Origin of the sequence: Streptomyces sp. YS415 (genome assembly GCF_023544665.1) — a bacterium.
Classification (GTDB): domain Bacteria; phylum Actinomycetota; class Actinomycetes; order Streptomycetales; family Streptomycetaceae; genus Streptomyces.
This window is the reverse complement of sequence record NZ_JAMJFL010000004.1, coordinates 15,160-40,771: the sequence shown is the minus strand read 5'-3', so window position 1 is coordinate 40,771 and position 25,612 is coordinate 15,160. Positions and strand designations below refer to the sequence as shown.

Annotated in this window: 19 protein-coding genes and 1 pseudogene; 13 read left to right on the top strand and 7 right to left on the bottom strand. The window is 71.3% G+C overall.

What is annotated here, in order from left to right:
* The first annotated feature begins 303 nt into the window (after window positions 1–303).
* From M8H82_RS06465 to M8H82_RS06435, 8 genes and pseudogenes are all read left to right on the top strand, one after another.
* Entirely contained in the window at window positions 304–2,772 is a 2,469-nt protein-coding gene (locus M8H82_RS06465; protein WP_250071489.1) for a glycoside hydrolase family 3 C-terminal domain-containing protein, read from the top strand.
* A 162-nt stretch (window positions 2,773–2,934) separates the two neighbouring features.
* Window positions 2,935–3,810: pseudogene (locus tag M8H82_RS06460) on the top strand (ABC transporter substrate-binding protein); the annotation flags it as partial.
* 215 nt (window positions 3,811–4,025) lie between these two features.
* Window positions 4,026–4,148, top strand: coding sequence for a hypothetical protein (locus tag M8H82_RS36400; RefSeq protein WP_284048659.1), 123 nt, complete (start codon window positions 4,026–4,028; stop codon window positions 4,146–4,148).
* A gap of 32 nt (window positions 4,149–4,180) precedes the next feature.
* Window positions 4,181–4,960: an IclR family transcriptional regulator gene (locus tag M8H82_RS06455; RefSeq protein WP_250071488.1), complete on the top strand. Its 780-nt coding sequence runs from the start codon at window positions 4,181–4,183 to the stop codon at window positions 4,958–4,960.
* 164 nt (window positions 4,961–5,124) lie between these two features.
* A complete protein-coding gene (locus M8H82_RS06450; protein ID WP_284048601.1) occupies window positions 5,125–12,663 on the top strand; it encodes a non-ribosomal peptide synthetase in 7,539 nt (2,512 codons plus the stop codon).
* Window positions 12,664–12,695: 32 nt separating this feature from the next.
* Entirely contained in the window at window positions 12,696–15,002 is a 2,307-nt protein-coding gene (locus M8H82_RS06445) for an ABC transporter ATP-binding protein/permease (protein WP_250071486.1), read from the top strand.
* Window positions 15,003–15,296: 294 nt separating this feature from the next.
* Window positions 15,297–15,521, top strand: coding sequence for an MbtH family protein (locus tag M8H82_RS06440; RefSeq protein ID WP_250071485.1), 225 nt, complete (start codon window positions 15,297–15,299; stop codon window positions 15,519–15,521).
* 121 nt (window positions 15,522–15,642) lie between these two features.
* Complete coding sequence (locus M8H82_RS06435; protein ID WP_250071484.1) at window positions 15,643–16,926, top strand: acyl-CoA dehydrogenase; 1,284 nt, start codon at window positions 15,643–15,645, stop codon at window positions 16,924–16,926.
* A gap of 16 nt (window positions 16,927–16,942) precedes the next feature.
* On the opposite strand, the gene M8H82_RS06430 is transcribed toward M8H82_RS06435, so the two are convergent.
* Window positions 16,943–17,155, bottom strand: a complete 213-nt coding sequence (locus tag M8H82_RS06430; RefSeq protein WP_250071483.1) for a hypothetical protein — start codon at window positions 17,153–17,155, stop codon at window positions 16,943–16,945.
* A gap of 228 nt (window positions 17,156–17,383) precedes the next feature.
* On the opposite strand from M8H82_RS06430, the gene M8H82_RS06425 reads away from it, so the two are divergent.
* Entirely contained in the window at window positions 17,384–17,656 is a 273-nt protein-coding gene (locus tag M8H82_RS06425) for a DUF5132 domain-containing protein (protein ID WP_250071482.1), read from the top strand.
* Between the two features lie 177 nt (window positions 17,657–17,833).
* On the opposite strand, the gene M8H82_RS06420 is transcribed toward M8H82_RS06425, so the two are convergent.
* The gene (locus M8H82_RS06420) at window positions 17,834–17,983 is read right to left on the bottom strand and encodes a hypothetical protein (protein WP_250071481.1); all 150 of its coding nucleotides are present in this window, start codon (window positions 17,981–17,983) and stop codon (window positions 17,834–17,836) included.
* A gap of 668 nt (window positions 17,984–18,651) precedes the next feature.
* Between M8H82_RS06420 and M8H82_RS06415 the strand changes: the two genes are divergently transcribed.
* Window positions 18,652–19,443 (top strand): DUF3592 domain-containing protein, encoded by a 792-nt coding sequence (locus M8H82_RS06415; protein ID WP_250071480.1) that lies wholly within the window; start codon window positions 18,652–18,654, stop codon window positions 19,441–19,443.
* A gap of 15 nt (window positions 19,444–19,458) precedes the next feature.
* On the opposite strand, the gene M8H82_RS06410 is transcribed toward M8H82_RS06415, so the two are convergent.
* The 3 genes from M8H82_RS06410 to M8H82_RS06400 form a co-directional block, all read right to left on the bottom strand.
* Window positions 19,459–19,992: a hypothetical protein gene (locus M8H82_RS06410; protein WP_250071479.1), complete on the bottom strand. Its 534-nt coding sequence runs from the start codon at window positions 19,990–19,992 to the stop codon at window positions 19,459–19,461.
* A gap of 43 nt (window positions 19,993–20,035) precedes the next feature.
* Window positions 20,036–20,806 (bottom strand): aminoglycoside adenylyltransferase family protein, encoded by a 771-nt coding sequence (locus M8H82_RS06405; RefSeq protein WP_250071478.1) that lies wholly within the window; start codon window positions 20,804–20,806, stop codon window positions 20,036–20,038.
* A gap of 103 nt (window positions 20,807–20,909) precedes the next feature.
* Window positions 20,910–21,782, bottom strand: coding sequence for an alpha/beta fold hydrolase (locus M8H82_RS06400; RefSeq protein ID WP_250071477.1), 873 nt, complete (start codon window positions 21,780–21,782; stop codon window positions 20,910–20,912).
* Between the two features lie 88 nt (window positions 21,783–21,870).
* Between M8H82_RS06400 and M8H82_RS06395 the strand changes: the two genes are divergently transcribed.
* The gene (locus M8H82_RS06395; RefSeq protein WP_250071476.1) at window positions 21,871–22,440 is read left to right on the top strand and encodes an ABATE domain-containing protein; all 570 of its coding nucleotides are present in this window, start codon (window positions 21,871–21,873) and stop codon (window positions 22,438–22,440) included.
* A gap of 55 nt (window positions 22,441–22,495) precedes the next feature.
* Here M8H82_RS06395 and M8H82_RS06390 read toward each other — a convergent pair whose 3' ends face one another.
* On the bottom strand, window positions 22,496–22,984 hold the full coding sequence (locus M8H82_RS06390; protein WP_250071475.1) for a hypothetical protein: 489 nt from the start codon (window positions 22,982–22,984) through the stop codon (window positions 22,496–22,498).
* 186 nt (window positions 22,985–23,170) lie between these two features.
* Between M8H82_RS06390 and M8H82_RS06385 the strand changes: the two genes are divergently transcribed.
* Together M8H82_RS06385 and M8H82_RS06380 are read left to right on the top strand one after the other, a co-directional pair.
* Complete coding sequence (locus tag M8H82_RS06385) at window positions 23,171–23,707, top strand: MarR family winged helix-turn-helix transcriptional regulator (protein WP_250071474.1); 537 nt, start codon at window positions 23,171–23,173, stop codon at window positions 23,705–23,707.
* A 188-nt stretch (window positions 23,708–23,895) separates the two neighbouring features.
* Window positions 23,896–24,663: a hypothetical protein gene (locus tag M8H82_RS06380; RefSeq protein WP_250071473.1), complete on the top strand. Its 768-nt coding sequence runs from the start codon at window positions 23,896–23,898 to the stop codon at window positions 24,661–24,663.
* A gap of 42 nt (window positions 24,664–24,705) precedes the next feature.
* On the opposite strand, the gene M8H82_RS06375 is transcribed toward M8H82_RS06380, so the two are convergent.
* Window positions 24,706–25,611: a cytochrome c biogenesis CcdA family protein gene (locus tag M8H82_RS06375; RefSeq protein WP_250071472.1), complete on the bottom strand. Its 906-nt coding sequence runs from the start codon at window positions 25,609–25,611 to the stop codon at window positions 24,706–24,708.
* Between the last annotated feature and the right edge of the window lies 1 nt (window position 25,612).

The following is a 25,612-nucleotide window of genomic DNA, read 5'->3' as shown; positions in this document are numbered from 1 at the left end:
GTGCTCGCGCTCGCCCGTTTTCATTTGAAATTTCACGCCCCGATTTCAATAAGGCGGGGGAAAGTGCCTGTTCAGAAGCCTTTTTGTGGCGCTGTTGCCACAAGGGTTGACCGCTCTCGGTGTGGCCCTTAGTTTTGCCGCTCAATAAGTGGAAGGCGCAACGGAAAGCCGATTCCCCTCCCCGTTGGAATGCTTGGGAATTGCGCTCCTCTCAGAGCTGGGGCCGACCGCCACCTGGCCCAGCGGTCGGCCCCTTTTCCTCAGCGTCCGTTGCGCACCGCCCCCATTGTTCGGAGAGCCGCCGTGAAGAGAAGAACGTTTCTGTCCGCCGCCACCCTCACCGCCCTGAGCGCGAGCATGGCTCCCATGCTGACCGGAGCGGCAGCTGCCGCGTCACCCCGGGACCGTGCCGCCGCGATGCTCGCCCGGATGACCGCAGCCGAGAAGGAGGCGCTCGTCAGGTGCGACTTCGCGGCCCTGTCCCATCTGGGCATACCGGCGCTGACGATGGTGGACGCCTCCGCCGGCCTGCGCGGTGAGCAGGGCGTCACCGCCTTCCCGGTGCCGATCGCCCAGGCGGCCACCTTCGACGCGTCCTTGATGGGCCGGGTCGGCAGCGCCATCGGAGCCGAGGGCCGGGCGAAGGGGTACAACAACCTCCTCGGTCCCACCATCGACCTGGCGCGGACCTGGCACATGGGCCGGTTGTCCGAGGGCATGGGCGAGGACCCCCTGCTCGCCGGTGAACTGGGCGCCGCCCTCACCGTGGGCATGCAGAGCCAAAACGTCGTCGCCACGGTCAAGCACTTCGCCGCCTACACGCAGGAGACCAACCGCTTCTTCACCGACACCGCGGTCTCCGACCGAGCCCTGCACGAAATCTACGAAGCGCCGTTCCGCCGCGTGGTCAGCGCCGCCCCGACCACGTCCGTCATGATGGCCTACCCCAGGATCAACGGCACCTTCGCGACGCAGAGTGCCGCCCTCTTCGACGACTTGAAGAACAAGATCGGCCTCCAGGGCTACACCGTGCCGGACTTCTGGGCAGGCGACGACCAAGTCGCCGCCGCACGGGCCGGCATGGACCTCGCCGGGCTCGGCCCCGCCGGCGTCAAGCTTCCCGCCGGGTCCCTCACCGGCGGCGCGATCCCGGGCACGCGGCTGGACGACGCCGCCCGCCGCATCCTGGTCTCGATGTACGCCCACGGCCTCTTCGACCACCCGGTGCCCCCTGCCTCGGCCGACGTCAGCACCCAGGCCCACCAGGCCCTCGCCCACGAGACGGCCGTCGCCTCCCTCGTCCTCCTCGCCAACCGCTCCGCCGCGCTGCCCCTGCCGGCCGCCCTGAAGTCCCTGGCCGTCGTCGGGCCTGCGGGTACGGACGCCTTCACCGGGGTGGCCGGCTCCAGCTATGTCGACCCGGGCACCTGGACGACGCCCCTGGACGCGCTCCGCGCCCGGGCCGGCAGCGGGGTCAAGGTCACGTACGCCCAGGGCACCAAGGGGGACGTACCCCTGACCACCGTGCCGTCCTCCGTGCTGCGCACCGGCACCGGAGCGCCCGGCCTGACCGGCAGCTATTACGCGGGCGCCGAGGCCTCCGGCGCGCCCGTCACCTCCCGCACCGACGCCACGGTCGACTTCACCTCCGCCCCGGTCGACGGGCTGCCCGCGGTCTGGTCGGCGAAGTGGACCGGCACGCTCGTCCCCACCACCACCGGTCTGCACCGCTTTTCCCTGCTGCCCGCCGGAACCGCCACCCTCAAGATCAACGGCGTCACGGTCGTCACCGGCACCCGGCACAGCCGCCGCTTCTTCCTCGGCCCCTACGACTACCCCCTCCAGGGCACCGCCCGGCTGACCGCGGGCAAGGCCGTCACCGTCGAGGTGACCTACACCAACGCCACCACCGACCCCGGCACCTGCGGCCTCACCCTGGGCTGGCAGCCGGTCTCCCTGATCCCCGCGGCCGTCGAGGCGGCGCGCTCCGCCGATGCCGCCGTCGTCTTCGTCAACCGGGTCGCCGGTGAGGACATGGACCACCACGGGCTCGGTCTGCCCGGTGACCAGGACCAGCTCATCAGCGCCGTGGCCGCGGTGAACCCGCGCACCGTCGTGGTGCTGAACACCGACGGCCCCGTGGCCATGCCCTGGCTCGGCGACGTCGAGGCCGTCGTGCAGGCCTGGTACGGAGGCCGGGCCATGGGCACCGCGCTGGCGGCGGTCCTCTTCGGCGACAGTGACCCCTCGGGCCGCCTGCCCGTCACCTTCCCCGTCGACGCCGGCCAGGGCCCCGGCACCACACCGGCGACATACCCCGGCACCAACGGAACCGTCTCCCACGACGAGGGCATCCTCGTCGGCTACCGCTACTACGACAGTAGGGGCCAGCAGCCGCGCTTCCCCTTCGGCCACGGCCTGTCGTACGCCTCCTTCGCCCATGGCTCCCTGCAAGCCGCGTACGACAGCGGTACCAGGAGCGTGACGGTTGAGGTCACCGTGACCAACACCGGGTCGCGCAGGGGTACGGAGGTCGTGCAGATCTACGCGGCCCTGCCGGGCGCCGCGGCCGCCGAGCCGCGCCGGCTCGTCGCCTTCCGCAAGGTCACCCTCGACCCCGGGACCAGCAAGCGGCTCACGATCACCGTCCCCGTGCAGGACCTGACGGTGTGGACCGCCGGTACCTGGAAGCTCGTACCCGGCACGTACACCTTCGCCACGGCACGCAGTTCGCGCGACCTGACCGCGCAGCGAGCCGTTCCCCTGGGCTGACAGCCGCCCCTGCCGGCGCGCCACGCCTGCCGCCTGCCCGGCACGGCCTGGCGCGCCCCGCCGCACATCCCCTCTCCTCCACCGCTCTCCTCTACCGCACGGAGCCCTCTCGTGCCCTCCAGACCGAGACGTATCCCTCTCGCCGCGCGGCTCGCCACGGCCATGGCGCTGCTGACGGGCTGCTCAGCCGTCGGCGGCATCGGCGGCGACAGCGCGGACACCGAGCTGTCCGTCATGGCCAACACCACCGACAAGACGTCCATGCGGGCCGTCGTCGACGCCTTCCACCGAGCCCATCCCGGAATCCGGGTCACCGTCCGCTATGCCGACACGAACACACTCCAGGAGGAGCTCCCGCGCCGGCTGCGCGGGGGCGATGCGCCGGACGTCTTCACCGTCTGGCCGGGCAACGGCAACCCCGCATCGGTCGTCGCCCTGGAACGTGAGGACTTCCTGGAGGTCCTCACCCTGCGCCGCTTCGGCGGCCGCATACCCCCCGGCATCCGACCGGTCACCGACACGGACCTCGGGACGTACGTCGTGCCGGTCACCTTCAGCGCCATCGGCGCGATCTACAGCTCGGAAACCCTGGAGACGATCGGCGGAACCACTCCCGGCACCTACAGCGACCTGCTCCAGCTGTGCGACACCGCCCGCCGCAACGGCAAGGTCCTCTTCGCACTGGGCAATGCGACGCCGTGGGTGACCCAGCTCGTCGACTACGCACTCGTCGCCACCACGGTGTACGCCGACGATCCCGACTTCGACGCGCAGATGGAATACGGCAGAAGGACGTTCGCCCGCTCCGGTTGGCGTCAGGCCATGGCGAAGTACCTGGAGATGCGGGATCACGGCTGCTTCAGCCCCGACCCTCTCGGCACCACCTACGAGGAAGCCGTGAAGCAGGTGGCCGACGGACGGGCGGTGGGCGTGGTCCAGGTCGCCGGTACCCTCCCCGATCTGCGTGCCGCCGCACCGGGCATGCACTTCCGGATGACGGCGCTGCCCGCCACCGACGACCGCGGGGCCACGCGCATGCCCGGCGCGGTCTCCGCCGCCTACGGACTCAACAAGGACACCCCGCACCGCCGGGCGGCGTTGACTTCATCGACTTCCTGGGCTCCGAAAGGGGCCAGAACCTGTACAACAAGTCCGGTGCCACGCTCCCGGCGCTCCCCAACGACTCCTACTCCGTCGACCCGGCCGTGGTGGAGGTGGCGCGGCACCAGAGGGAGGGGACGACGGTACCGTTCATGGACCAGCGATGGCCCAACTCGGAGGTGCAGCAGGCCCACTTCGCGCAGGTGCGAGCCCTCTTCGCGGGAACCACGGACATCGACCGGGCCCTCGCCGCGATGGACGCCGCCTACCACTGACATCCACCCGGGCCTCACCGGAGCGGAGCACCATGAACAGACCGCACCAGGAGTCGGTGCTTTCCCGGGCGGCGCGCATCCTCGAGGCGTTCAGCCAGGACGAACCGGCCCTGACGGTCTCCGAGATCGCCCGCCGGACGGGGCTGCACGTGGCCACGGCGTCCCGGCTGGTGGCCGAGCTCGTCGCCCATGAATTCCTGAGCCGGGACGCCGACCGCAAGGTCAGGATCGGTGTGCGGCTCTGGGAGCTGGTGACCCGCGCCTCACCGACCCTGTCGCTGCGCGATCACGCCATGCCGTTCATGGAGGGCGTGCACGACGTCGTCGGCCACCATGTGCAGCTCGGCGTGCTCGACGGGGAAGAGGTGCTGTTCCTCGAACGCCTCTCGGCGCCGAACGCGGTGGTCAACTACACCCGGATCGCCGGGCGGCTGCCCCTGCACGCCTCGTCCAGCGGGCTGGTCCTCCTGGCCCACGGCCCCGCCGACCTCCGGCAGCGGATCTGCGACGGCCCGCTGACCGCCTACACCCCGGCCACCCCCGCCACCTCCGCGGGGCTGCGGGCGACGCTGGCCGAGGTCCGCCGCCAGGGGTACGCGTCCTGCCCCGGGTTCGTCCATGCCGACGCCCTCGGTGTCGCCGCCCCCGTGCGTGGTGCGGACGGCGCGGTGGTGGCGGCACTGTCGGTCATCGTGCCCCAGGACGCTCGGGCGCAGACGGTCGTCCCCGTCGTCCGCACCGCGGCCCGGGGCATCTCCCGCGCGCTGGCCGGCAGCGCGCAACCTCCACGAAACCGGTCTCTCACTGAGTGAGAACGCCCTGCAGTGACGTACGCAGCAGCAAGCAGCAAGGCCTTCCTGCCCTCCGGTCACCGCCCTCACTGCTCGCTCACCGGGCCGGACAACACGCCGGAGGCGTCATTCCTTTGGGTGGCACTGTTGCTCCGGACGCGGAGAATGCGCTGGTAGCTGGCACGATGGGTGTTCTGGCGAAGGCCGGCCGTGATCAGGGGGCGCCGGCACCACAGGAGGTACCTCGTTTGTCCCGTCGTCAGTTTCCCGCTCAGCATGTCGATGACCATTCGCAAACTCCGGAACAGAGACTTGATACGGCGGCCGAGATCCTTCCGGTGACGGCGGGACAGCGCGAGGTGTGGCTCGCCGAGCAGCACTCCCCACGCCTGGGCGCGGCCCTGCGCCTGGGGGAGTACCTCGACATCCGAGGGCCCGTCGACCCGGGTCTGTTCGAGACGGCCCTGCGCCAAGTCGTCGCCGAGACCGACGCGTTACGGGTGCGCCTTGTGCCCGGTGAGGACGGCCCCGCCCAGGTCCTGGAGCGCGAACTGCCCTGGACGCTGTCGTTCGTCGACGTCAGCGACGAGCCCGCGCCGGAGACGGCCGCCCGAGCCTGGATCTCCGAGGACATGGCCCGGCCCATGGACGTGGCCACCGGACCGCTGTTCAGCTACGCCCTGTTCAAGCTCGCACCCGACCGGTTCTGGTGGTACCACACCTACCACCACGCCGCCGTGGACGCCTATGGCTACGCCCTGGTGGCCCGCCGGGTCGCCGAGGTGTACACCGCCCTGGTCCACGGGGCAGAGCCCGCCCCCTGCCCGTTCGGCCCGCTGTCCGCTCTGGTCCGCGCCGACCAGGACTACCACGCGTCCCAGGAGCGCGCCGGGGACCGGGATTACTGGGCAGGGGAGTTGTCGGGATGGACGCGCACGCAGGCGCCGCCCACGGCCGACGCCGATGCCCAAGGGCCGGTTCCGCGGACGGAGTTGCTGCCGCTGCTGCGCCCGGGGGCACTCAAGGAGGCGGCCTCCCGCACGGGCGTGTCCCGCTTCCGGTTCGTGTTCGCCGCTGTCGCCCTGTACACGCACCGGCTGACAGGCGCCGGGGACATCGTGATCGGGCTGACCGTCGCGGGCCGGGTGGGTGAGGCCGCCCACCGGACACCGGGCATGCTGGCCAACAGCGTTCCGCTGCGCCTGACGGTCCGGCCCGACATGTCTCTCAGGGACCTGCTGACCCAGGTCGACCGGCAGATGAGCGCAGCGGTGGAGCACCAGCGCTACCGCACCGAGGACCTGCACCGCGACCTCGGCCTGTCCCGCGGTCCCGGCAGCGTGTTCTCACCCGTCGTCAACCTCATCGGATTCGACTACAACATCACCTTCGCCGGGCACCCCTGCATCCCGCACAACCTGTCCTTCCCGCTCGGCGCCGACCTGCTGATCATGGTGTGGGACCGCCGGGACGGATCCGGGCCGCACATGCGACTGCACGCCGCGCCCGGCGCACACGGCCGGGAGGACCTGCTCGACACCCAGCAGCGTCTGCTGCGCCTCCTGGCGGACATGTCGGACCTGGATCCCGACCTGCCGGTCGGCTCGCTCGACGTCCTGACGGAGGACGAACGCCGACGCCTCCTCGACCTCGGCGACGCCACCGCGGCGGGCAGTCCGGCCGCGACCGTTCCGGCCCTGTTCGAGGAGCAGGTGCGCCGCGCCCCGGACGCGACGGCCCTGGTGGCCGACGGGACGTCGCTGACGTACGCGGAGCTGAACGCGCGCGCCAACAGGTTCGCGCACGCCCTTGTCGGCACAGGGGTCGGGCCCGAGGACGTGGTCGCCCTCGCGCTGCCCCGGTCGGCCGAACTGGTCGTGGCGCACCTCGGTGTGCTCAAGGCCGGGGCCGCCTTCATGCCGGTGGACCCGGCGTATCCGGCGGCGCGCAAGCAGTACATGCTGGCCGACGCCCGCCCGGCCCTGGTGATCGAGGACCGGGGCCTCGTGGCGGAACTGTCGCAGAGGCAGCCGGAGGCCGACGTGCGCCGGGCCGTGGACCCGCGGCATCCGGCGTACGTGATCTACACCTCGGGTTCCACCGGGAAACCCAAGGGCGTGGTGGTGACGCACACGGGCATCGCCTCCATGGCGGCATTCCAGGGACAAGGCTGGGCGATCACCCCCGGAAGCAGGGTCCTGCAATTCGCCTCGCCCAGCTTCGACGCCTCCGTGCTGGAGCTGTATGCCACCGTGCTGAACGGGGCCACGCTGGTGGTCGCCCCGGCGGCCGATCCCGTCTCCGCCCTCACCGACGGCACTCCGCTCACGCATGCGGTCGTACCGCCCTCGGTGCTGGCGGCGCTGCCCGAGACGGACGTGCATGTCCCGACCGTGCAGGTGGCCGGCGAGGCGTGTCCGCCGGGGCTGGTGGCGCGCTGGGCGCCGGGCCGGCGCATGCTGAACGCGTACGGGCCGTCCGAAGCCACGGTCATGGCGTCCCTGAGCACGCTACTGGTGCCCTCGGGCGCGGTGCCGCCGATCGGTTATCCGACCTCCGGCAGCCGCCTCTACGTGCTCACCGGCACCCTGGACCCGGTGCCGGTGGGTGCCGCAGGGGAGTTGTACATCGCCGGGCTGTCGCTGGGGCGCGGATATCTGCGCCGACCGGCGCTGACGGCCTCCCGCTTCGTGGCCGACCCGTACGGGCCCCCTGGCAGCCGGATGTACCGGACGGGCGACGTGGTGCGGTGGCGGTCCGACGGCCAGCTGGAGTACGTCGGCCGCGCCGATCACCAGGTCAAGGTGCGCGGATTCCGCATCGAACCGGGGGAGGTGGAGGCCGCATTGACGGCCTGCCCTGGGGTGACGCAGGCAGCCGTGCTGGCCCGGCCGGGCCGGGGGCCCAGTGATCTCAGGCTCGTCGCCTATGTCGTAGGGGACGAGGACGCCACCCGGCCGGGGGCGCTGCGGGAGCGCCTGCGTCAGAGCCTGCCCGAGCACATGGTGCCCTCCGTGTTCGTGCGGCTGGACGAGCTCCCGCGCACGCCGAACGACAAGCTGGACCGCGACGCCCTGCCCGCCCCGGACGACGACCAGCTGGAGCTACCGCCTTCGCGCGCGCCCCGCAGCCCGCGCGAACAGCTGCTGTGCGAACTGTTCGCCGAGGCTCTGGGCCGGTCCCGGGTCGGCCCGGACACCCACTTCTTCGACGCCGGCGGGCATTCCCTGCTGGCGATCCGCCTGGTCTCCCGCATCCGCGCCGTCCTCGGCGTGGACCTCACCCTCAGCGCGCTGTTCGACGCGCCCACGGCCGCCCTGCTCGCCTCCAGGCTCGACCTCGCGGACACGACCCGCCCGCCCCTGACCGTCCAGGAACGACCCGACCGCACTCCGCTGTCGTTCGCGCAGCGGCGCCTGTGGTACCTCCACCAGGTCGAAGGACCCGGCGCCACCTACAACATCCCCCTGGTGCAACGCCTGTCCGGCCGCCTCGACCGGACAGCACTGGAGCAGGCGCTCGGTGACGTCGTGAGCCGCCACGAGAGCCTGCGCACGGTGTACGGGGACGTCGACGGCGAGCCCTTCCAGCGGATCCTCCACGCCGACGCCGACGCCGTACGCACCGCGCTGCCGGTGACCGACGTGGACGACGAGGAGGCCCTGCACGCCCGGCTGCTCGACGCCGTCCGCTACCCCTTCGACGTGGCGGTCGAACCGCCCCTGCGCGCCGAGCTGTTCGCGCTGGGTCCCGCCGAGCACGTCCTCGTGATCGCGATCCATCACATCGCCGCCGACGGCTGGTCCCTGACACCACTCGCCCGCGACCTGGCCACGGCCTACACCGCTCGCAGCCAGGGCCGCACACCCGACTGGGCGCCCCTGCCCGTCCGTTACACCGACTACGCCCTGTGGCAGCGTCGGCTCCTGAGCGAGCCCGACGGAGTGCTCGCCAGCCAACTCGACCACTGGCGCGAGACGCTGGCGGGCCTGCCCGAGGAACTCACCCTTCCTTACGACCGCCCGCGCCCGGCCGTCGCATCCCACAGCGGTGCCCGGGTCCGCCTGACGATCGACCCGGAGCTGCACACGGCACTGACCGAGCTGGCCCGCCGGTCCGGAGCCAGCCTCTTCATGGTGCTGCACGCCGGGCTGGCCGCGCTCCTGACGAAGCTGGGCGCGGGCACCGACGTGCCCGTCGGCAGCGTGATCGCCGGGCGCAACGACGAGGCACTGGACGACCTGGTGGGCTTCTTCGTCAACACCCTGGTGCTGCGCACCGACACCTCCGGGGACCCCGCCTTCACCCGGCTGCTGGAGCGCGTCCGCCGCAGCGCGCTGGCCGCCTACGCCCACCAGGACACGCCCTTCGAGCAGGTCGTCGAGGCGCTCGCCCCGCCCCGGTCGCCCGCCCGGCACCCGCTGTTCCAGGTCGCCCTCTCCCTCGATGCCGACGAGGGCGCGGTACTCCGGCTTCCGGGCCTGGAGGCCTCCCCGCTTGCGGTACCGACCGAGACCGCCAAGTTCGACCTGGACATCGGGGTCTACGAGAAGCGCTCCGCGCAGGGCGCATGTCTCGGTCTGCATGCCACCCTCGACTACGCGACCGACCTCTTCGACCACGCCACGGTCGAGGACTTGGCCGCGCGCTGGGTACGGCTGCTGCAGGCGGTCGTACGAGACCCGGACCGTCCGCTCAGCCACCTCGACGTCCTGTCTGCCACTGAACGCCGTCACTTGCTCCACGACCCTGGCCGGCCCGCGGTGGCCACGGGCACGATTCCCGAGCTCTTCCACGCACGCGTGCGTGCCGCGCCCGACGCGGTCGCCGTAGTGGCGGAAGACGTCACGTCGACGTACGGGGAGCTGAACGCCCGGGCGAACCGACTCGCGCACGCCCTGACCGCGCGCGGGGTGGGACCCGAGGACGTGGTCGCGGTAGCCCTGCCGCGTTCGCACGACCTCGTCGTGGCCCTGCTCGCCGTGCTCAAGGCGGGGGCCGCCTACCTGCCGCTCGACCCGGAGTACCCGCCCCCGCGGCTCACCGCCATGGTCGCCGACGCCAAGCCGGTGCTGCTGCTCACCGACACGGCCACCGCCGTCGCACCGGGGACGCCCACGCTGCTCCTGGGCACCCCGGAGACAGAGCAGGCGCTCAAGGGGCTGCCCGACAGCGACCCGGTGACAAGGTTGTCGCCAGGCCATCCCGCCTACGTCATCTACACCTCGGGGTCGACCGGGGCGCCCAAGGGAGTCGTCGCCCGCCACGCGAGCGTGGCCAACCTCGCCGCGCAGTACCGGGAGCGGGTCTTCGCCCCGGCCTCCGAGCGGCTGGGGGGCCGGCCGCTGCGGGTCGCACTGACCGCCTCCGTGTCGTTCGACGCCTCCTGGGGCCAGCTCGCCGCCCTGACGGCCGGTCATGAGCTGCATGTTCCCGACACCGGCACCTGGATGGACGCGGACCGGTTCGTCGCCTGGGTGGTCCGGCACCGCATCGACACCGTCGACGCGACCCCCTCGTACCTGCGCATCCTGTACGACCGGGGCCTGTTCAGCGGCGAACGGTGGCGGCCGGGCGTGGCCGTGCTCGGCGGTGAGGAGCTGCCCGAGCCACTGTGGGCCGAACTGCGGGCGGTGGACGGGCTGGTGGCCCACAACATGTACGGGCCGACCGAGTTCACCGTGGACGCGCTCCAGGTGCGCCTCGACGCCGCCCCGAGTCCTGTCCTCGGGGAGCCGGTCCCCGGAAGCCGTGCCTACGTCCTGGACGCCGCGCTGCGGCCGGTGCCGCCCGGGGTGACCGGCGAACTGTACGTCGCGGGCGCCGGACTGGCACGCGGCTATCTGCGCCGCCCGGGTGCGACGGCCCACCGGTTCGTGGCCGATCCGTACGGCCCGCCGGGGAGCCGGATGTATCGCACCGGCGACCTCGTGCGGCGGCGCGGCGATGGCCTCCTCGTCTTCGCGGGCCGCGCGGACGACCAGGTCAAGGTCCGCGGCCACCGCGTCGAACCCGGTGAGATCGAAACCGTCCTCGCCACCCATCCCCGCGTCGCCCACGCCGCCGTGATCGCACGCGGCGACCACCGCGGAGACACCCGGCTGGCCGCCTACGCGGTGCCCGTCAGCGGGGCCGGGATCGACCCCGACGAGCTGCGGGCCTTCCTCCGGGCGCGCGTGCCCGCCCACATGGTGCCGTCCGCGGTCACCACCCTGGACGCTCTGCCCCTGACCCCGAACGGAAAGCTCGACCGCCGCGCCCTGCCCCCACCGGACTTCGCCTCCGGCGCCGGCGGCGGCCGGGCCCCCGACACCCCCGCGGAACGGACCCTGTGCGACCTGTTCGCCGAGGTGCTGGACCTGCCCGCGGTCGGCGTCGACGACGACTTCTTCGCCCTGGGCGGCCACTCCCTGCTCGCCACCCGGCTGGCCAGCCGGATCGGCGACGCCCTGTCCGTGCCCTTCGGCCTGTCGGCCCTCCTGGAGGCACCGACCCCGGCGGGACTGGCCCGGCACCTGCAGACCGGCGCCGCGACCACACCCTCCTACGTCCCCGACACGGAAGCGAGACTCAGCCCCACCCTGCGCTTCGGCTCCGACCCCCGGCGCACCGGTGACCCCCAGGACATCCTGCTCACCGGAGCCACCGGCTTCGTCGGCGCCTTCCTCCTGGCCGAACTCCTGCACCGGACAACGGCCCAAGTGCACTGCCTCGTCCGGGCACGCACCGACACCGAGGCACGCGAGCGGCTGGCCGAGGCCCTGCGGACGTACGGCATCACCGTGACGGTGGACGATCCGCGTGTGCGCATCGTGCGTGGAGACCTCACCGCGGTGGACCTCGGCACGGGCCCGGCGCACTGGGCGCGGCTGCGGGAGACGGTCGACACCATCGTGCACAGCGGCGCCCACGTCCATCACCTGTCCCCCTACGCCCGGTTGAAGCCGGCCAACGTCGACGGCACCCGGACCCTGCTGCACCTGGCGGGCGAAGGCCGGCCGAAGGCGTTCCACCAGCTGTCCACGCTCGGGGTGTTCCGCTCCGGTGCGGAGGCATCCCGGCCGGTCGAGGAGGACTCCCCGATCGAGGCCGAACGGCACCCCTACGGCCGGGGATACGCGGCGAGCAAGTGGGTCGCCGAGCGACTGGTGGAGCGTGCCTTCGAACGGGGAGCGAGCGGCGGCATCCATCGCCTCGGCCGCGTCTGGGCACATTCCGCGTCCGGCGCCATCAGCACGGACGACATGTTCTCCCGGCTGCTCACCAGCTGCGCGGCGCTGGGCTGCCATCCGGTCGACCCGGAGCTCGAGGAGTACCTGCTCCCCGTCGACGTCCTCGCCGCCGCCGTCGTAGCGCTGCTCCTCGACACCGACGGGACCGATCTCGTGCACCACCTCCACCATCCGCGCAGGACCGGCCCCGGCGTCTTCATGGCCGGCTACGACCGGCTGCACGGCACCCACACCGAACCGCTCCCGCTCACCGACTGGCTGCACCGCCTGCGCCGCGCGACCGAACACGGACAGGACCTGCCGATCGCCCCCTACCAGGCGTACTTGGAGGAGTACGCCGACACGGCACAGGGCGTGCGGCAGCCGGGCCTGGAGTTCGCCAACGAGCGCACGGTCCGACGGCTGCGACGGCTGGGCGTGGTGATCCCGGAGATCGACGAGGCCGCGGTTTCCCGCTACTGGCGGTTCGTGGACGAGCGAGGGACGCGATGACCCTGCTGGAAAGCCCGCCGGCCCATCGGCCGATGACCCGGCTGACTCCCACCCGTGCGCGGATGCAGCCCCGTTCGATCGTGCCCGGCCGCCAACGCTGGGAGATCGACCTCCTCAAGGGCAGACCCGCCGCGGCACGGCTGACCGAGGCCACGCTCCTTCAGTCGCCGGGCATCGAGGAGGTGCACGCCAGCCCGGTCACCGGCCGGGTACTGCTGCGGCACGACCGTACGGTCAGCTCGCGCGAGGCCGCCCGGCTGTTGCGGCAGGCCGTGTCCCTGACCCTGACGGCCCTCCTCTCGACGGTGGTACGTCCCCGCGCGGACGGGCCCGCGGCGCCACGCCCGGCTCCGACGCCCCGAGCACCGAGGGCAGGCAGTGGACGCTGGCTGCCGAGGATCGCCGCGGCCGGTGGCGCCGTGGCGGCGGCCGTCGTCGGCGGGCCCTTCTTGCTGCGGGTGTTCAGCAGACCCCTCCTCATGCTGGGGCTGACCACCGCGGCCACGGTGGGAATCGTCCGCAGAGCCTGGCGCAGATCCGACCGCGCCGGCGGCACCGGCGACGAAGCCGCGGCGCACCGCCATCCCCTGCGCCGCATCATCGGCCCCCACAAACGCAAGTTCGCCCTGGCCGCGGTGCTGTCCGGTCTCTCGCAGCTGGCGGAGATGGCCCTGTTCGCCCTCAGCCCGTCGATCGTGCTGCTGGTCGCCAAGGGCGGCAGCTCGACCCTGGCCGGTTACGGGGTGGCCGGGGTGAGCAGCCAGTTGGGGCTCCTCGTCGGTGCCGCCGGCGCCGCCTGCCTCGCCATGGCGGCCTTCGGCTACGGCGCCAGCGTCGCCTGGCGGCAGCTCGCGCAGACCATCGAGGACGACTGGCGCACCCGCACCTACGAGCACGTCCAGCGGGTGGCGCCCTCCGAGCTGGAGAAGGAACGCGTCAGCCGGGTCAACAGCGTCCTGTCCGAGGACATCGGCCAGCTCAGCACCTTCGTCGCCTCCAACATGAACGACGTCGTGCAGATGGTCGCCAGCCTCGCACTGCTCGTCCCGGCCTTCCTGCTGCTCGCCCCGCAGATCGCCTGGATTGCGTTCGTCCCCATTCCGGTCGTCGCCTGGCTCTCCTTCCGCTTCCACGAACGCGCCGTCGCCCACCACACCGCCTCCGACGAACGCCGGGCCCGGCTGAACGGCCGCATTACCGAGAACCTCTACGCCCACACCACCATCAAGTCCGCCGTCACCGAAGAGCATGAGATCGCCCGCATCACGGAGTTCAACCGCGAGTGCAGCGAAGCCAACCGCGCCAGCAGTCGCAGCTCCGCCATCCCGCCGCAGATCCTGCGCCTGGCCGGCGGCTCGGCCCTGGTGGGCACGGTCCTGCTGGGCGGTACGGCCGTGCTGCGCGGGACCCTGTCCACCGCAGCCTTCGGCCCGCTGATCGAGATGCCGGGCATCGCCATGCTGAAACTGTCCCGGCTGGGCAGCACCACCGACCAGTACCAGCGCACCGTCACCGCCCTGGACCGGGTGGAGCGCCTGCACCGCCTGCCGCTCGAACCCGCCACAGAGGGACGCCCGTTGCCCCGGCAGCAGGTGAAGGGCGAGATCGAACTGCGGAACGTGACCTTCTCCTACCCCGGCCGCCCACCCGCCCTCAGCGACACGTCCCTCGTCATCCCACCCGGCCGCACCACCGGCATCGTCGGCGCCAGCGGCGCGGGGAAGACCACCGTCGCCAAACTCCTCATGCGGTTCCACCACCCCGACCGGGGCCGGGTCCTGCTCGACGGCGCCGACGTGCGCACCCTGGCCCTGCCCGACCTGCGCCGCGCGATCGGATACGTCACCCAGGAACCCTTCCTGTTCGACGCGACGATCGCGGACAACATCCGCTACGGCTCCTTCGACACGACCGACGAACAACTCCTCGACGCGGCCCGCACGGCAGGCGCCGACACCTTCATCGACAGCCTGCCCGACGGCTACGACACCCGCGTCGGGGAGCGCGGCGCCGCGCTGTCCGGAGGGCAGAAACAGCGCATCGCCCTGGCCCGCACGATCCTGCGCGACCCCCCGGTCATCATCCTCGACGAGGCCACCTCCGCCGTCGACAACGAGACGGAGGCCACCATCCAGCGGGCCCTGCACGTGTTCGGCTCGGACCGCACGATGGTGGTCATCGCCCACCGGCTGTCCACCGTCCAGAGCGCCGACCAGATCTACGTCATGAACCCGGGCGGCCTGGTGGCCGAACAGGGCACGCACGAGGAGCTGGTGAACCGCGGGGGCACCTACACCACCCTGTGGCAACTCCAGGCCGGCACCCCGACCGTCGCCTGACGGACGAGCCGTTCAGCTGTTCGTCATTCGTTCGGGTGGCAACACCTGCCGAGTCTCCTGGAACCGCCGTTGACCTGGCAAGATGGATATCAGATCCCCTTTTCCAGGCCGTCGCCGCGCCAGCCCTTGGTCGAGGAGCGGGCGCGGGTCGAGCCCTGTACCGCGCCGGACATTCCTGTCCGCACGGCCGATCGTGACGTTCACTCCTTCGCCCCGCCCGCTCACAGCGCACGGCTCGTCAGTGCGCGAGCCGCGGACCACGTATCGCGTGTCGCGAGAACCCGGAGAACCGAAATGACGCATGCCACCAATCCGTTCGACGACGACGAGGGCCGCTTCCTGGTGCTCGTCAATGACGAGGGCCAGCACTCGTTGTGGCCCGTCTTCGCCGACGTCCCCGACGGCTGGACCGTCGCCCACCCCGCCGACACCCGGCAGGCGTGCCTGGACCACATCGACCGGTCCTGGACCGACATGCGGCCGCGCAGCCTGGCCGAGGCCATGGACGGCGGAGGCTGAGCCGCCGGACATCCACCGGCACCATGCCGTCCCCGTCCCCGCCGTGCACGAACCGCAGAGCCCCTGCCGGACTTCGGCCCGGTGAAGTCCCCTCATCCCACGAGCCGTTAGGACACCGCCCGTGTTTCTCTCGGAATCCTGCGCCGTACTCGCCCGCCACCCCGGCCTGAAGCAATTCGCCTGCCGTGTCACCGACTTCCTCGACACGCACCTGCCCCACCCGGTCACCGAGGACGCCGCCCGGCCGCCGTGGCTCGAACTGCGCAAGCGCGCCGCCCAAGCCGGCTTAACCGGGTTCGACCTGCCGCACACCGAAGGTCACCCGGCATACGCCGGGGGCCCCGCCCGGGACCGGGACGCGACCGCTCTCGTCCCCCCACGACTGGAACGCGTGGCCCAAGGCCTGGCCATGTTCCTGGCCGGCCGACGGGACTGCGACGCCCGGGAGATCTTCAGCTCGGCCCACGGCGCGATGGCCGTGCGCTACGGCATGCCCCCGATCGCCCGGACGGTGCACGACCGGATCGTGGGCGGCGGCGAGCTGGCCGGTGTGGCCTCCAGCGAACCCCACTCCGGCTCGGATCTGCGGGGCCTGCGCACCGTAGCGGTCGAGCAGGGTGATCACCTGCTGCTCTCCGGGACCAAGGGCCTGGTCAGCAGGGTGGAAGAAGCCACCGGTTTCGTCGTCTTCTGCAAACTGGTCACCCCGGAACAGGCCGCCGGACGGGACGCCGACGGGGCCTGGCTGCGCGAAGTGCCGCTGTCGGCAGTCTGGTTGCCGATGACGACCCCGGGCATCCTCACCGAGACCACCGTGCCTTTGGGGCTGCGCGGCTGGAGCCTGGGGCATCTGCACTTCGACAACGTCAGAGTGGGCAGGGAGGCGCTGCTCGGCAGGCCCGGCGACGGCCGCCGCATCTTCGACTCCCACTTCTCCGGCTGGCGGCTGATGATGGCGCTGGTCTGCCTCGGCGCGGCGACCGAGGCGATCGAGGAGACGACGGCCAGGGTCCGCCGACGCAGTGTCGGCCGGACATCCCTGGCCGGCGTGCCCTCCGTCGTGTGCCGGATCGGCACCGCGGCGGCCGAGGTGCAGGCGGCCACGGCCTGGTGCTTCTCCCTGCTGGAGCGGCTCGGCCGGGACGGGGACGATGCCGACGTGGCGGCCTGCTCCGCCGCCAAGGCATTCGCCACCGACGCGGCCTACCGTGCCGTCGACATCGGGCTGCAACTGCACGGCAGCGAGGGCTACACCCGTCGCACGCCCATGGAGAAACGCCTGCGCGACATCCGTGGCCTGCGGATCGCGGACGGCCCCAATGACACCCTCTACGGCGTGCTCGCGCACTCCCTGCTCACGGGCTCCCGGCCGGCCGCGCCGCTGGTCGCCCAGCGGCAGGCGTGACTCCTTCCGGCGCCTTTCAAGAAAGCTTGTTCCTCAGCATCGAGAGGTAGAAAGGGAGTTTCTTCACGGCCGCCCGCGGCACTTCGTAGATTTCCACGGCGTCGTGCAGATGGTCGCTGATGGTGAGCGTGCATTTCCCGTTCACATGGCGCACTTCAGCGGAATAGAGAAGTTCCTCAGGCGTGGGATCAGCCGCAGCAGTGGCCTCGTCGGTAACTGCCTTTTCCACAATTCACTCCCGGCTCAGTATTCTCGCATTGGGGGCGGATAAGCACAGCTTGCCCTGTATCGCACGCTAAGTCACATCGAACCAGAAAAGATCAACTCTACCGGGTATGCACACGAACGGGTGAATGTCCCGAGAAGCCCTGGTGAGAGGGGATCTCGGATAGCTAAAATGGTATTTCCAGGATACTGCCGGACAATTCCGGCGGGCTGCTAGAAGGGCTGTACTGACATGCTTCCTGTACTTCCTGTCTTCTTGGTCGGGGTAGCGGCTGCACCCCTCCTGAAAAAGATGATCCGGCCGGTCGTGCGAGGGACGGTGAAGTCCTCCGTAAAGCTGGCGATGGACGCCAAGCGGGTCGCCCACGAAATCAACGAAGACCTGAGCGACATCGCCGCGGAAGCCACTGCGGAGGCGATCGCCGCAGACCTCCAAGAGGGTTCCGAGGTGCCGCGCCAGACCGTAAAAAAGTCCCGCCCGAGCAGCCCGGTAACGAACGTATGAAAGTGCTTCGGTAATCACAACCCGGTCAAGTGCGCACCAGGGTAATTCGTCCGCGGAGGCGGCTCGGCAGTGGCTCCTGCCGCCTTCACGACCACGCGTCCGACCGCGGGAACGGTGCGTCTGGCAAGGGAGCTGCTGCCGAGTAATCGCGGGATCGCATCAGTCCCACCAGAACGTTCAGTTGGTCCGTCCCACGAGGCCCGCCGCGTACTCGGGGCCGAACACCGCCACGGTCTGAGCGCCGAAGCGGTCCTCCCAGCTCCGCAGGAGTGCGCACAGCAGAGGCAGCGGTGCCCTTGCGGACCAGCCGATCGACGCCAGGAGCATCGCTGCCCCGACGGCCGGGTACGAGCACGAGACGGCACTCGTTCAGGCCGAAGGGGCCGGTCTGGACGAGCCAGGCCGGCAGGCTTGCCGCAGCTTCCGCCGGCGCCGAATCCGCGGAGGAAGCGGGCATCTGCGGTGCCAAACCCGGCCAGTGCTCGAAGGGCGGACCGGGATCGTGGGGCCATGGCGCGATTCCTTCAGGCACCGGAACCGGTGGGCGAAGTCCGCGGCCGGTCTCTCCTCCAGGCGGACGGCGTCCACGTGGTCCGGGTTGAGCGGACTTCCTATGGCGTACGGCGGACACAGCAACGGAACCAGGCCACGCGCTGGTTGCTCGCACAGCAGGCGAGGCCATAGCTGTTCCACGGCATGAGGGGGCATGAGGGCATTCGTCAGAGACCCACACAGGTGCGGAACCACGAGACACGAACCGGCCGGGAGGCAGCCCCTCGGGCAGGGCAAATGACATGGCCGCACCGTAGCCCGTGGTACTGACAGCATGTTGTCGGTGCTGCCTACCTCGACCTTCGTCGGCTGCGCGGGGTCCTGGCCGGCATGCGTCTGCGCCCAACTGGAAGCGGCCTGGCGGGGCGTAGAACCAATTGGGCCCTATGATCCGCCTCATGGGGCGGGACGTGAGTGTGGTGCTGAAGGGGCGCGGAGGCGCCATGCGACTGGAGAATGGAGAGGTGCGGGTGGTGCGGGGCCGCCTGACGTGGCGGATACCGTTGCGGGCCCTCGGCGCCGTGGAGAGCGACGGCGCGACATCGGTACGGCTGCGGATCAGCGGCGACACCTCGGGGGACGGCTTCCAGGTGAGCAGCGGCAACAGCAATGCCGTCGGCGCGTTCACCGAGGCCCTGCGCCGGGCCATGAGGGGCCACACGCCCGTATCGGACGGCGTGGCGCTGGTCAGCACCGAACCCACGCCTCGCACGCCGCTGGCCCTGAGCACCCGCGCGGCCAAGTGGACCATCGGGGTGGGCGGCTATCTGCTGCTGCTCGTCGTCCTGTTCACGGTCGTGGACGCGCCGGACCAACTGGGCTGGCTGACCGCCACCGCGTTGCTGCTGCCCGGCGGCGCCGGACTCCTGGTGCTGGCCTGGAAGTTCTTCCTGCGCGACCCGTGGATCCTGCGCCGCCGAGGGGTGACGGTGCCCGGAGAAATCGTCGACTACCGCACGACCCCGAAGCAGCAGGCCATGCACCCCGTCCTGCGGTTCACGACCGCCGGGGGCGTACCCGTGACCCAGGAGTCGACCGTCACCGTGCTGATGCGGCGCCGGAATCCGGTTGTGGACGTCACCTACGATCCGCAGAACCCCAAGAGGGTCCGAGGCGGCCGAGCTGTGGCCCACATGACCGCGGGCCTCTTCGTCACCGTACTCGGCTCGATCGCAACCTTCCTGCCGCTCACCGGATTTGTCCTGTCCGTGCTGGACAGCCTGCTGAACGGCTGAGGCTCTGACGGCGGTTCAGGGGCGAAGGGTGCGTCGGTGGGCCGGCGGTGAGCCGTCGGCGGGGATGACGCCGGTTGCTCCCAACGCCTCGCCCGTGTCGGCGAACTCCCAGCGGGTGACGTACGCCCCGGCCCCGGACGGCCATTCGAGGCGGACGACCGGTCGACTCAACACGTGCTCGAACCAGGCGGCGCACCGTTCCGCGAGCTCCCCGACCGTGCCGGAGGCTCTGAAGTAGCCGAGCTCCGGCGACTCGTGGAGGTTGAGGAGCTGGTCCCGGACTTTCCCCGCCCGTACCCGGGTGCCGTGGAAGTGCACAGCCCACCCGCCGAGCAGCAGCCCGCGCTCCTCGTCGACCAGGTCGACATGAACGAGGAGCGACGAGTCGTCCTCGGGCCGTCCGACCTGACTGGAAGCCCACGGCACTCGCCAGGCGGCGGCCCGGGCGCGCAGGGCCGCGAGGAAGGCGAGTTCTGCCTCGTGGAAGTCCCAGGGCTCCTCGCCGTGGTCTTCCGGGTTCTCGACCGGGAACCAGTTGCTGACATCCACGGGGGAACTTTAGAAGCAGGGCGTTGCTGGGAGTCAGCGGCCTTCACATCCCGGGGGTCCGGGCGCGCAGGCGGTCGATCTGGGAGAGTACGTGGTCCACATGCGCACGTACCTGCGCCAGCAGTGCATCGCTCCAGTTCTCTTCGGCGTAGGGGCAGTTGAGGTAGAGGTGCCTGGCGTGCTGGAGGGCGGCGCGGTGCTCGGGCGGGAGCTGGGTGAGCGCCCAGTCGGCGGCGGCGTCCTTCGATCTGATCCGGCCCGTGGCGAGCGTGGTCCAGATGCGGGCAAAGGTCAGCAGGACGTTGCGGGTGTCGCCGTGCAGGTCGTCGAGCAGGCCGGGAATGCCCGCCAGGCTCGCTCGGACCAGGTCGACCTGCGGAACGGGGGCGAGGACCTGCGCCGGGTGCGGGCCGGTGAGGGGGTGGTCGCCGCTCAGCACCATGGTGATGAGCAGGGCCAGGTCGGGCATCGGCTCCGGGTGGGGGACCTCTCCGGCCTGGTACTCCGTGCGCAGCCACTCCCCGTAGAGGAAATCGCCGGTCGGTGGGTACTTCCACGGCCTGACCTCGGACTGAACGACCACGGTCAGTTCGACCGGGCGGGCTCCGTTTCGGGAGCCGGATATTTTGAGCAGTGCACCGAGGAGTGTCCGTCGATCCTGCTCCTGCATTCGCCGTCGGGAGACGACCAGCACGTCCACGTCGCTGGCCGGTCTGAGTCCACCGAGCACGGAGGAGCCGTGGAGGTAGATGCCGATGAGATCTCGGCCCAGTACGCCGTCGACCACGTCCGCGATTTCCTGCACCTGATGCACTGCGCCAGCATCTCCTGGCAACCGGCGCACTGCACCCGGATATCCGCTGCCGTAGAAGTAGCCGGTCCAGAGGTCGTCGAGACGAGCCGGAGTCTGGCGCCAGTCATTTCCAGGTGCGGTCGAGGAAGTCGGCGATGAGCGGAGCGATTTCGGGGAGCTTCTCCTCCAGGGCGAAGTGGCCGGTGTCGAAGATGTGGAGTTCGGCGTCGGGGAGGTCGGCCAGATAGGCGTGGGCGCCGGCTTCGGGGAAGAAGGGGTCGTTGCGGCCCCAGGTGATCAGAGCGGGTGGGGTGTGCTCGCGCAGCCAGGCCTGCCACTGCGGATAGCGCTCGACGTTGGTGTGGTAGTCGAAGGCCAGGGCGATCTGGGCTTCCTTGCGTCCAGGCAGGTCCAGGAAGTGCTGGTCCAGGGTCCAGCCGTCGGGAGCGACGAGTTCGGGAACGCTGGTGCCGCCCTCGTACTGCCCACGCGTGCCGGGCAGGGTCAGCAGGCCGCGAATGGCTTCTTCGCTGCCGGGGGCGTCCGGCGTCAGGGCGATGAAGTCACGAGCGCCGTCCGACAGGCCCTGCTCGTAGGCGTTGCCGTTCTGTACGACGAGGCCTGCTGTCCATTCCGGGTGCCGGGTCGCCAGCCGGAAGCCGACCGGGGCTCCGAAGTCGAAGACGTACATGGCGAACCGGGTCAGCCCGAGCCGGGTAACGAAGCCTTCGATGATGTCCGCGAGGTGATCGAAGGTGTAGACGAAGTCGTCGGGGGTCTCGGTGTGCCCGAAGCCGGGGTAGTCCGGAGCGATCAGTCGGTACTGCGTGCCGAGCGCGTCGATCAGACGCCTGAACTGGTGGGAGCCCGAGGGGAATCCGTGCAGCAGGAGCAGGACGGGGGCGTCCGGCCGGTCGGGGACCGATTCGCGGTAGAAGACCCGCACTCCGTCGACCTCGACGTGGCGATGAACGGTGCGTGCTATGGCCACAACCATGACTTCACATGCCTCCTTGGCGGCGTTATGCATTAGTTGTAGCGGGTCCAGCTCTAACGCGTCAATGGGATTCGGTAGCATTAGGTCCATGGTTGATCTCAGACCGCTCACCGGAGAGCCCCTGGCCCTCGATGTGGTGAACACCCGGGCGATCACCCCCGACGGCCCGGTGGACCTGCTCGCCGACGTCACGCAGTTGCGGTCGTGGCTCGTCCTTCAAGCCGACCGCCTCCCGGAGCCGGACACGACGCCGTACTCAGACGCCGATCTGGCCGCCGTGCACGCCGTACGCGAACACATCGCGGTCGCCGTCAACGCCGCTCGGCAGGGTGAGCGGCCTCCCACGGCCGCGCTCGACGGCCTCAACGCAGCGCTGTCCGCCGCGCCCGCCGTCCCGCGAGTGGGCTGGGGCGGCACCGCGGTCACCCTGACCTCCCGCCGGACCGGCACGCCCGGCACGCGCCTCGCCGCCCTGCTCGCCGAGGATGCTGCCGCACTGCTGGCCGACCCGGCCGTCCTCACGGTCCGCCCCTGCGAGGCCGAGGACTGCGTGATGCTGTTCCTGCCCGCGCATCCGCGCCGCCGCTGGTGCTCGGCCGCCCGGTGCGGCAACCGCGCGCGCGTGGCCCGCTATTACCAGCGGCACAAGGGCGACTGAGCCGGCCGGGACGGTGCCACAGCCGTCGTTCATCTCTGTCCGCCGCGGCGCGTGCTCATCCGCAGCCGTGACGGCTGCCCATACGTCTATGCGGCACAGCAGCGTTCGAGACGGGAGGTTGGGAGGCCGGAGGTGGGACGGGCAGCGTCCGAGGCTCAGCCGCGTGCTGCCGGGGCCCCGGTTCGTCCGGGGAGAGGCGGTGCAGGCGCCGTACGATCCAGCGGGTGGTGGGCCAGGCCACGAGCAGCGCACCCACGGGAACGGCCAGGCGCAGAAGTACGGTGACCGGCCCCGGGGGCGCGGCCGAGGTCAGGGCGATCGTCGCTCCGACACTCAAGGCCCAGGCGACCGCCGTCAGTAGCGAGAAGGCGACCGCGACCGGTACGCCCCCCATGCGCTGCGCCCGCAGATCCACGTCCCTGTCGAAGCTGTCGGGGGCGGCGGCGCCCACGGCGACCAGCAGCCAGAAGCACACGACCACGACGAGCGCAGCGGTCAGCAGGATCGTGGGAAGCCCCGTGGCGGCAACCAGGAAGGTCCGCATGTCCCGATGCCCCTTCCCCCTGCCGCGCTTCTCCCGACCCATGCTGTACGACCGGCCCACGGCCCTGCATTGCCGGTTTCCGGCAGTGTTCGCAGGGTTCTGCATGCCGGGCCCTGGTGAGAAGGAAGGCGTCATCGGCCGGGTCAAGTAGGCACTCGGCCTTCCCGACTTCGGTACAAAGAGCACATGCCGGAGCGCGAGACCCCCGCAGGGGCGATGGACGACGTTGACGCGGTCACCCGTGCGGTGCTGACCGCCTCCCGCCTGCTGGTGGCGGTCTCGGCCCGATCCCTCGCCGAAGTCGAGGAGCGCGTGACCCTCCCGCAGTTCCGGATGCTGGTCGTGCTCTCCACCCGCGGGGCCACCAAGCTGGTCGCCCTCGCCGACCTGCTCCAGGTGGCGCCGTCCACCGCCATGCGGATGGTGGACCGGCTCATCGCCGCCGGGCTCGCCGACCGGCAGGCCAATCCCGACAACCGCCGCGAGACGCTGCTGCGGCTCACCGAGGAGGGCCGGCGCACGGTCGCGGACGTCACCGCCCGGCGTCGTGCCGAGATCGCCACGATCGTCGAACGGCTCGCCCCCGCGCAGCGGATGGCTCTCATCGAGGCCCTGACCGCTTTCAACGAGGCCGGCGGAGAACCACCGGCCCCTGCCGCGGACAACACCGTGCCGCACCCGCTGGGCTGGACGGTGGACGCTCCGGCGGCCCGCGACGCCTGACCGGAAGCCGGGCCGACCCGCTCCGCGTGCGGCGCATTTTGCATAATGCAAGACAATGGCTGATGTGTGGCCGGTTGCCTGATTCCGGCAGTGCACGCCGGGTGCCCTCGTCCGGAGGCGGGCACTGCGGATCGTCCGCCCGGGACGCCAGAGTGCCGTGCACCAGAGGATCGTGGGGAGGAAGCCGCATGAACCGCCGACGCCGCCCCCCGCCTGCGCCGGAGCGGGACCTGATGCTGCATCTGCGGAGCAGGGTTTGGGGGCCGGCCGAGTTCGTGGGCCTGCCGCCGTGGTGGCTGACCGTGGAGGGGACCCTGGCGGGGTGCCTGGGAGCGGGGACGATCGTCGGCAGCGCGGTCGCCGGTGCCTGGTACGGAGTCCCCGGGCTGCGGCACGGCGAGGTCGGCCTCGTGTGCGCCGCCGCGCTCGTCCTCTACCTCTGTGTGGTGCGGGCCGGACGGGCGCTGGTCGGCATCGTCGCCGTGCTCGCGGTCTGCCTCGCTCTGCAGGCGCCCCCGGCGGCCGTGGGTCTCGTGCTGGCCGAGCGGGGCAGAGTGGAGACCGCGCTGGTGACCTCGGTCGAGGGCGGACCGGGCGCCGTCTCCAGCACAGGCCGCTATCTGTGTTCGGTGGTCGATCGGGACGGCGTACCGCTCAAGGTCCGCATCTGGCGAGGCTGTAAGCGCACCACCCGGCCCGGCGACACCCTCGCCGTCGTGCACGACCCGCAAGGCCATGTGCCGCCGCGCGGCGTCGAGGCCGGAGGGCCCAGGCCGGGGCCGCCGCGGGGCCTGGGCGGCTGGGCCGCCGCGCTCGTCGTGGCCTGTGTGGTCGCGGTCGTACGCTCCTACCGGCTCTCCCCTGACGCATCCGGCCGCACCGGCCAGGAAAGGCCCTTCGCCTCACCACCTCCCGCTGATCACCGCACGGTCGGGCTGGGCGAGGGCATCGGGTAACGGTCCTCGCTTCCGCTCGTGCTGCTCCGTCGGCGGTGTCGTTCAGTGCCCGAAGGGCTCGGCGTCCGGGTCCTGCCGAGGACCCGCTGCTGAGCTGCCGTTGCGCAGGCGCCCTCGTCGCACCCCCACGGGCACCAGCGCTGCGATCAGAAGGCCTGCGAAGACCAGCGCGGCCACCGCCGGATTCATGGCGTCGAGGCTCTCGGCGATGGCGCGTTGGACGGTTCCCGCCGCATCGATGACCGGGTCCTGGACCGTGGGGTCCTGCTGGACGCGGATCTCGTACCAGCCGTAGTAGGCCACATAGGCGCCGACCAGGAGGAGCAGGGCGCCGCCGAGGCGTGGTGCGAACGCGCCGATGCGGCGCAGCCGGGTGACGGCGGTGGCGCGGGTGAGGGCGACGGTGAGCGAGGCGATGCCCACGATCAGTCCCATCCCGCCCGCGTACGCCGCGAAGAGGGCGACGCCCTCGCCGGTGGAGCCGCTGCGGAAGGCGGAGACCACGATGGCGAGGAACGGGGCGATGGTGCAGCCGAGGGAGGCGGTGGCGTAGGCCATGCCGAACAGCGCCATCGAGGGCAGGGACCGGGTGACGGTCGGTGCCCTCCGGATCTTCGGGGCCAGGGTGGGCAGTTGCCGCCCGGCGAGCACCCAGGCACCCGCGATCGCCATGAGAAGCCCGAAACCGATGGTGAACCACGGCAGATGCTCCTGCACCTGCCCCGCAACGGGCTGCACGGCGAGGCCGAAGACGCCGAAGAGCGCGACGAAGCCCGCCGTCATCGCCGCGGTCGCGGTCAGAGCGCGCCGGATGGAGACCGCGCGGCTGGGGGAGTCGTCGCCGAGCACGAGCAGGGACAAGTAGGCGGGGAGCAGGGCGAAGCCGCACGGGTTGACGGCGGCCAGGATGCCCGCGCCGAGCGCGAGGGCGAGGGGAAGGTCGGTCATC

What these genes read in the sequence shown, in the direction of transcription:
- M8H82_RS06375 (WP_250071472.1), bottom strand. Translation starts at nt 25,611, where the DNA reads ATGACCGACCTTCCCCTCGCCCTCGCGCTCGGCGCGGGCATCCTGGCC.
- M8H82_RS06385 (WP_250071474.1), top strand. Translation starts at nt 23,171, where the DNA reads ATGCCGGAGCGCGAGACCCCCGCAGGGGCGATGGACGACGTTGACGCG.
- M8H82_RS06455 (WP_250071488.1), top strand. Translation starts at nt 4,181, where the DNA reads ATGAACAGACCGCACCAGGAGTCGGTGCTTTCCCGGGCGGCGCGCATC.
- M8H82_RS06380 (WP_250071473.1), top strand. Translation starts at nt 23,896, where the DNA reads ATGAACCGCCGACGCCGCCCCCCGCCTGCGCCGGAGCGGGACCTGATG.
- M8H82_RS06440 (WP_250071485.1), top strand. Translation starts at nt 15,297, where the DNA reads ATGACGCATGCCACCAATCCGTTCGACGACGACGAGGGCCGCTTCCTG.
- M8H82_RS06400 (WP_250071477.1), bottom strand. Translation starts at nt 21,782, where the DNA reads ATGGTTGTGGCCATAGCACGCACCGTTCATCGCCACGTCGAGGTCGAC.
- M8H82_RS06450 (WP_284048601.1), top strand. Translation starts at nt 5,125, where the DNA reads ATGGGTGTTCTGGCGAAGGCCGGCCGTGATCAGGGGGCGCCGGCACCA.
- M8H82_RS06420 (WP_250071481.1), bottom strand. Translation starts at nt 17,983, where the DNA reads ATGCTCCTGGCGTCGATCGGCTGGTCCGCAAGGGCACCGCTGCCTCTG.
- M8H82_RS06415 (WP_250071480.1), top strand. Translation starts at nt 18,652, where the DNA reads ATGCGACTGGAGAATGGAGAGGTGCGGGTGGTGCGGGGCCGCCTGACG.
- M8H82_RS36400 (WP_284048659.1), top strand. Translation starts at nt 4,026, where the DNA reads ATGGACCAGCGATGGCCCAACTCGGAGGTGCAGCAGGCCCACTTCGCG.
- M8H82_RS06445 (WP_250071486.1), top strand. Translation starts at nt 12,696, where the DNA reads ATGACCCGGCTGACTCCCACCCGTGCGCGGATGCAGCCCCGTTCGATC.
- M8H82_RS06425 (WP_250071482.1), top strand. Translation starts at nt 17,384, where the DNA reads ATGCTTCCTGTACTTCCTGTCTTCTTGGTCGGGGTAGCGGCTGCACCC.
- M8H82_RS06395 (WP_250071476.1), top strand. Translation starts at nt 21,871, where the DNA reads ATGGTTGATCTCAGACCGCTCACCGGAGAGCCCCTGGCCCTCGATGTG.
- M8H82_RS06390 (WP_250071475.1), bottom strand. Translation starts at nt 22,984, where the DNA reads ATGCGGACCTTCCTGGTTGCCGCCACGGGGCTTCCCACGATCCTGCTG.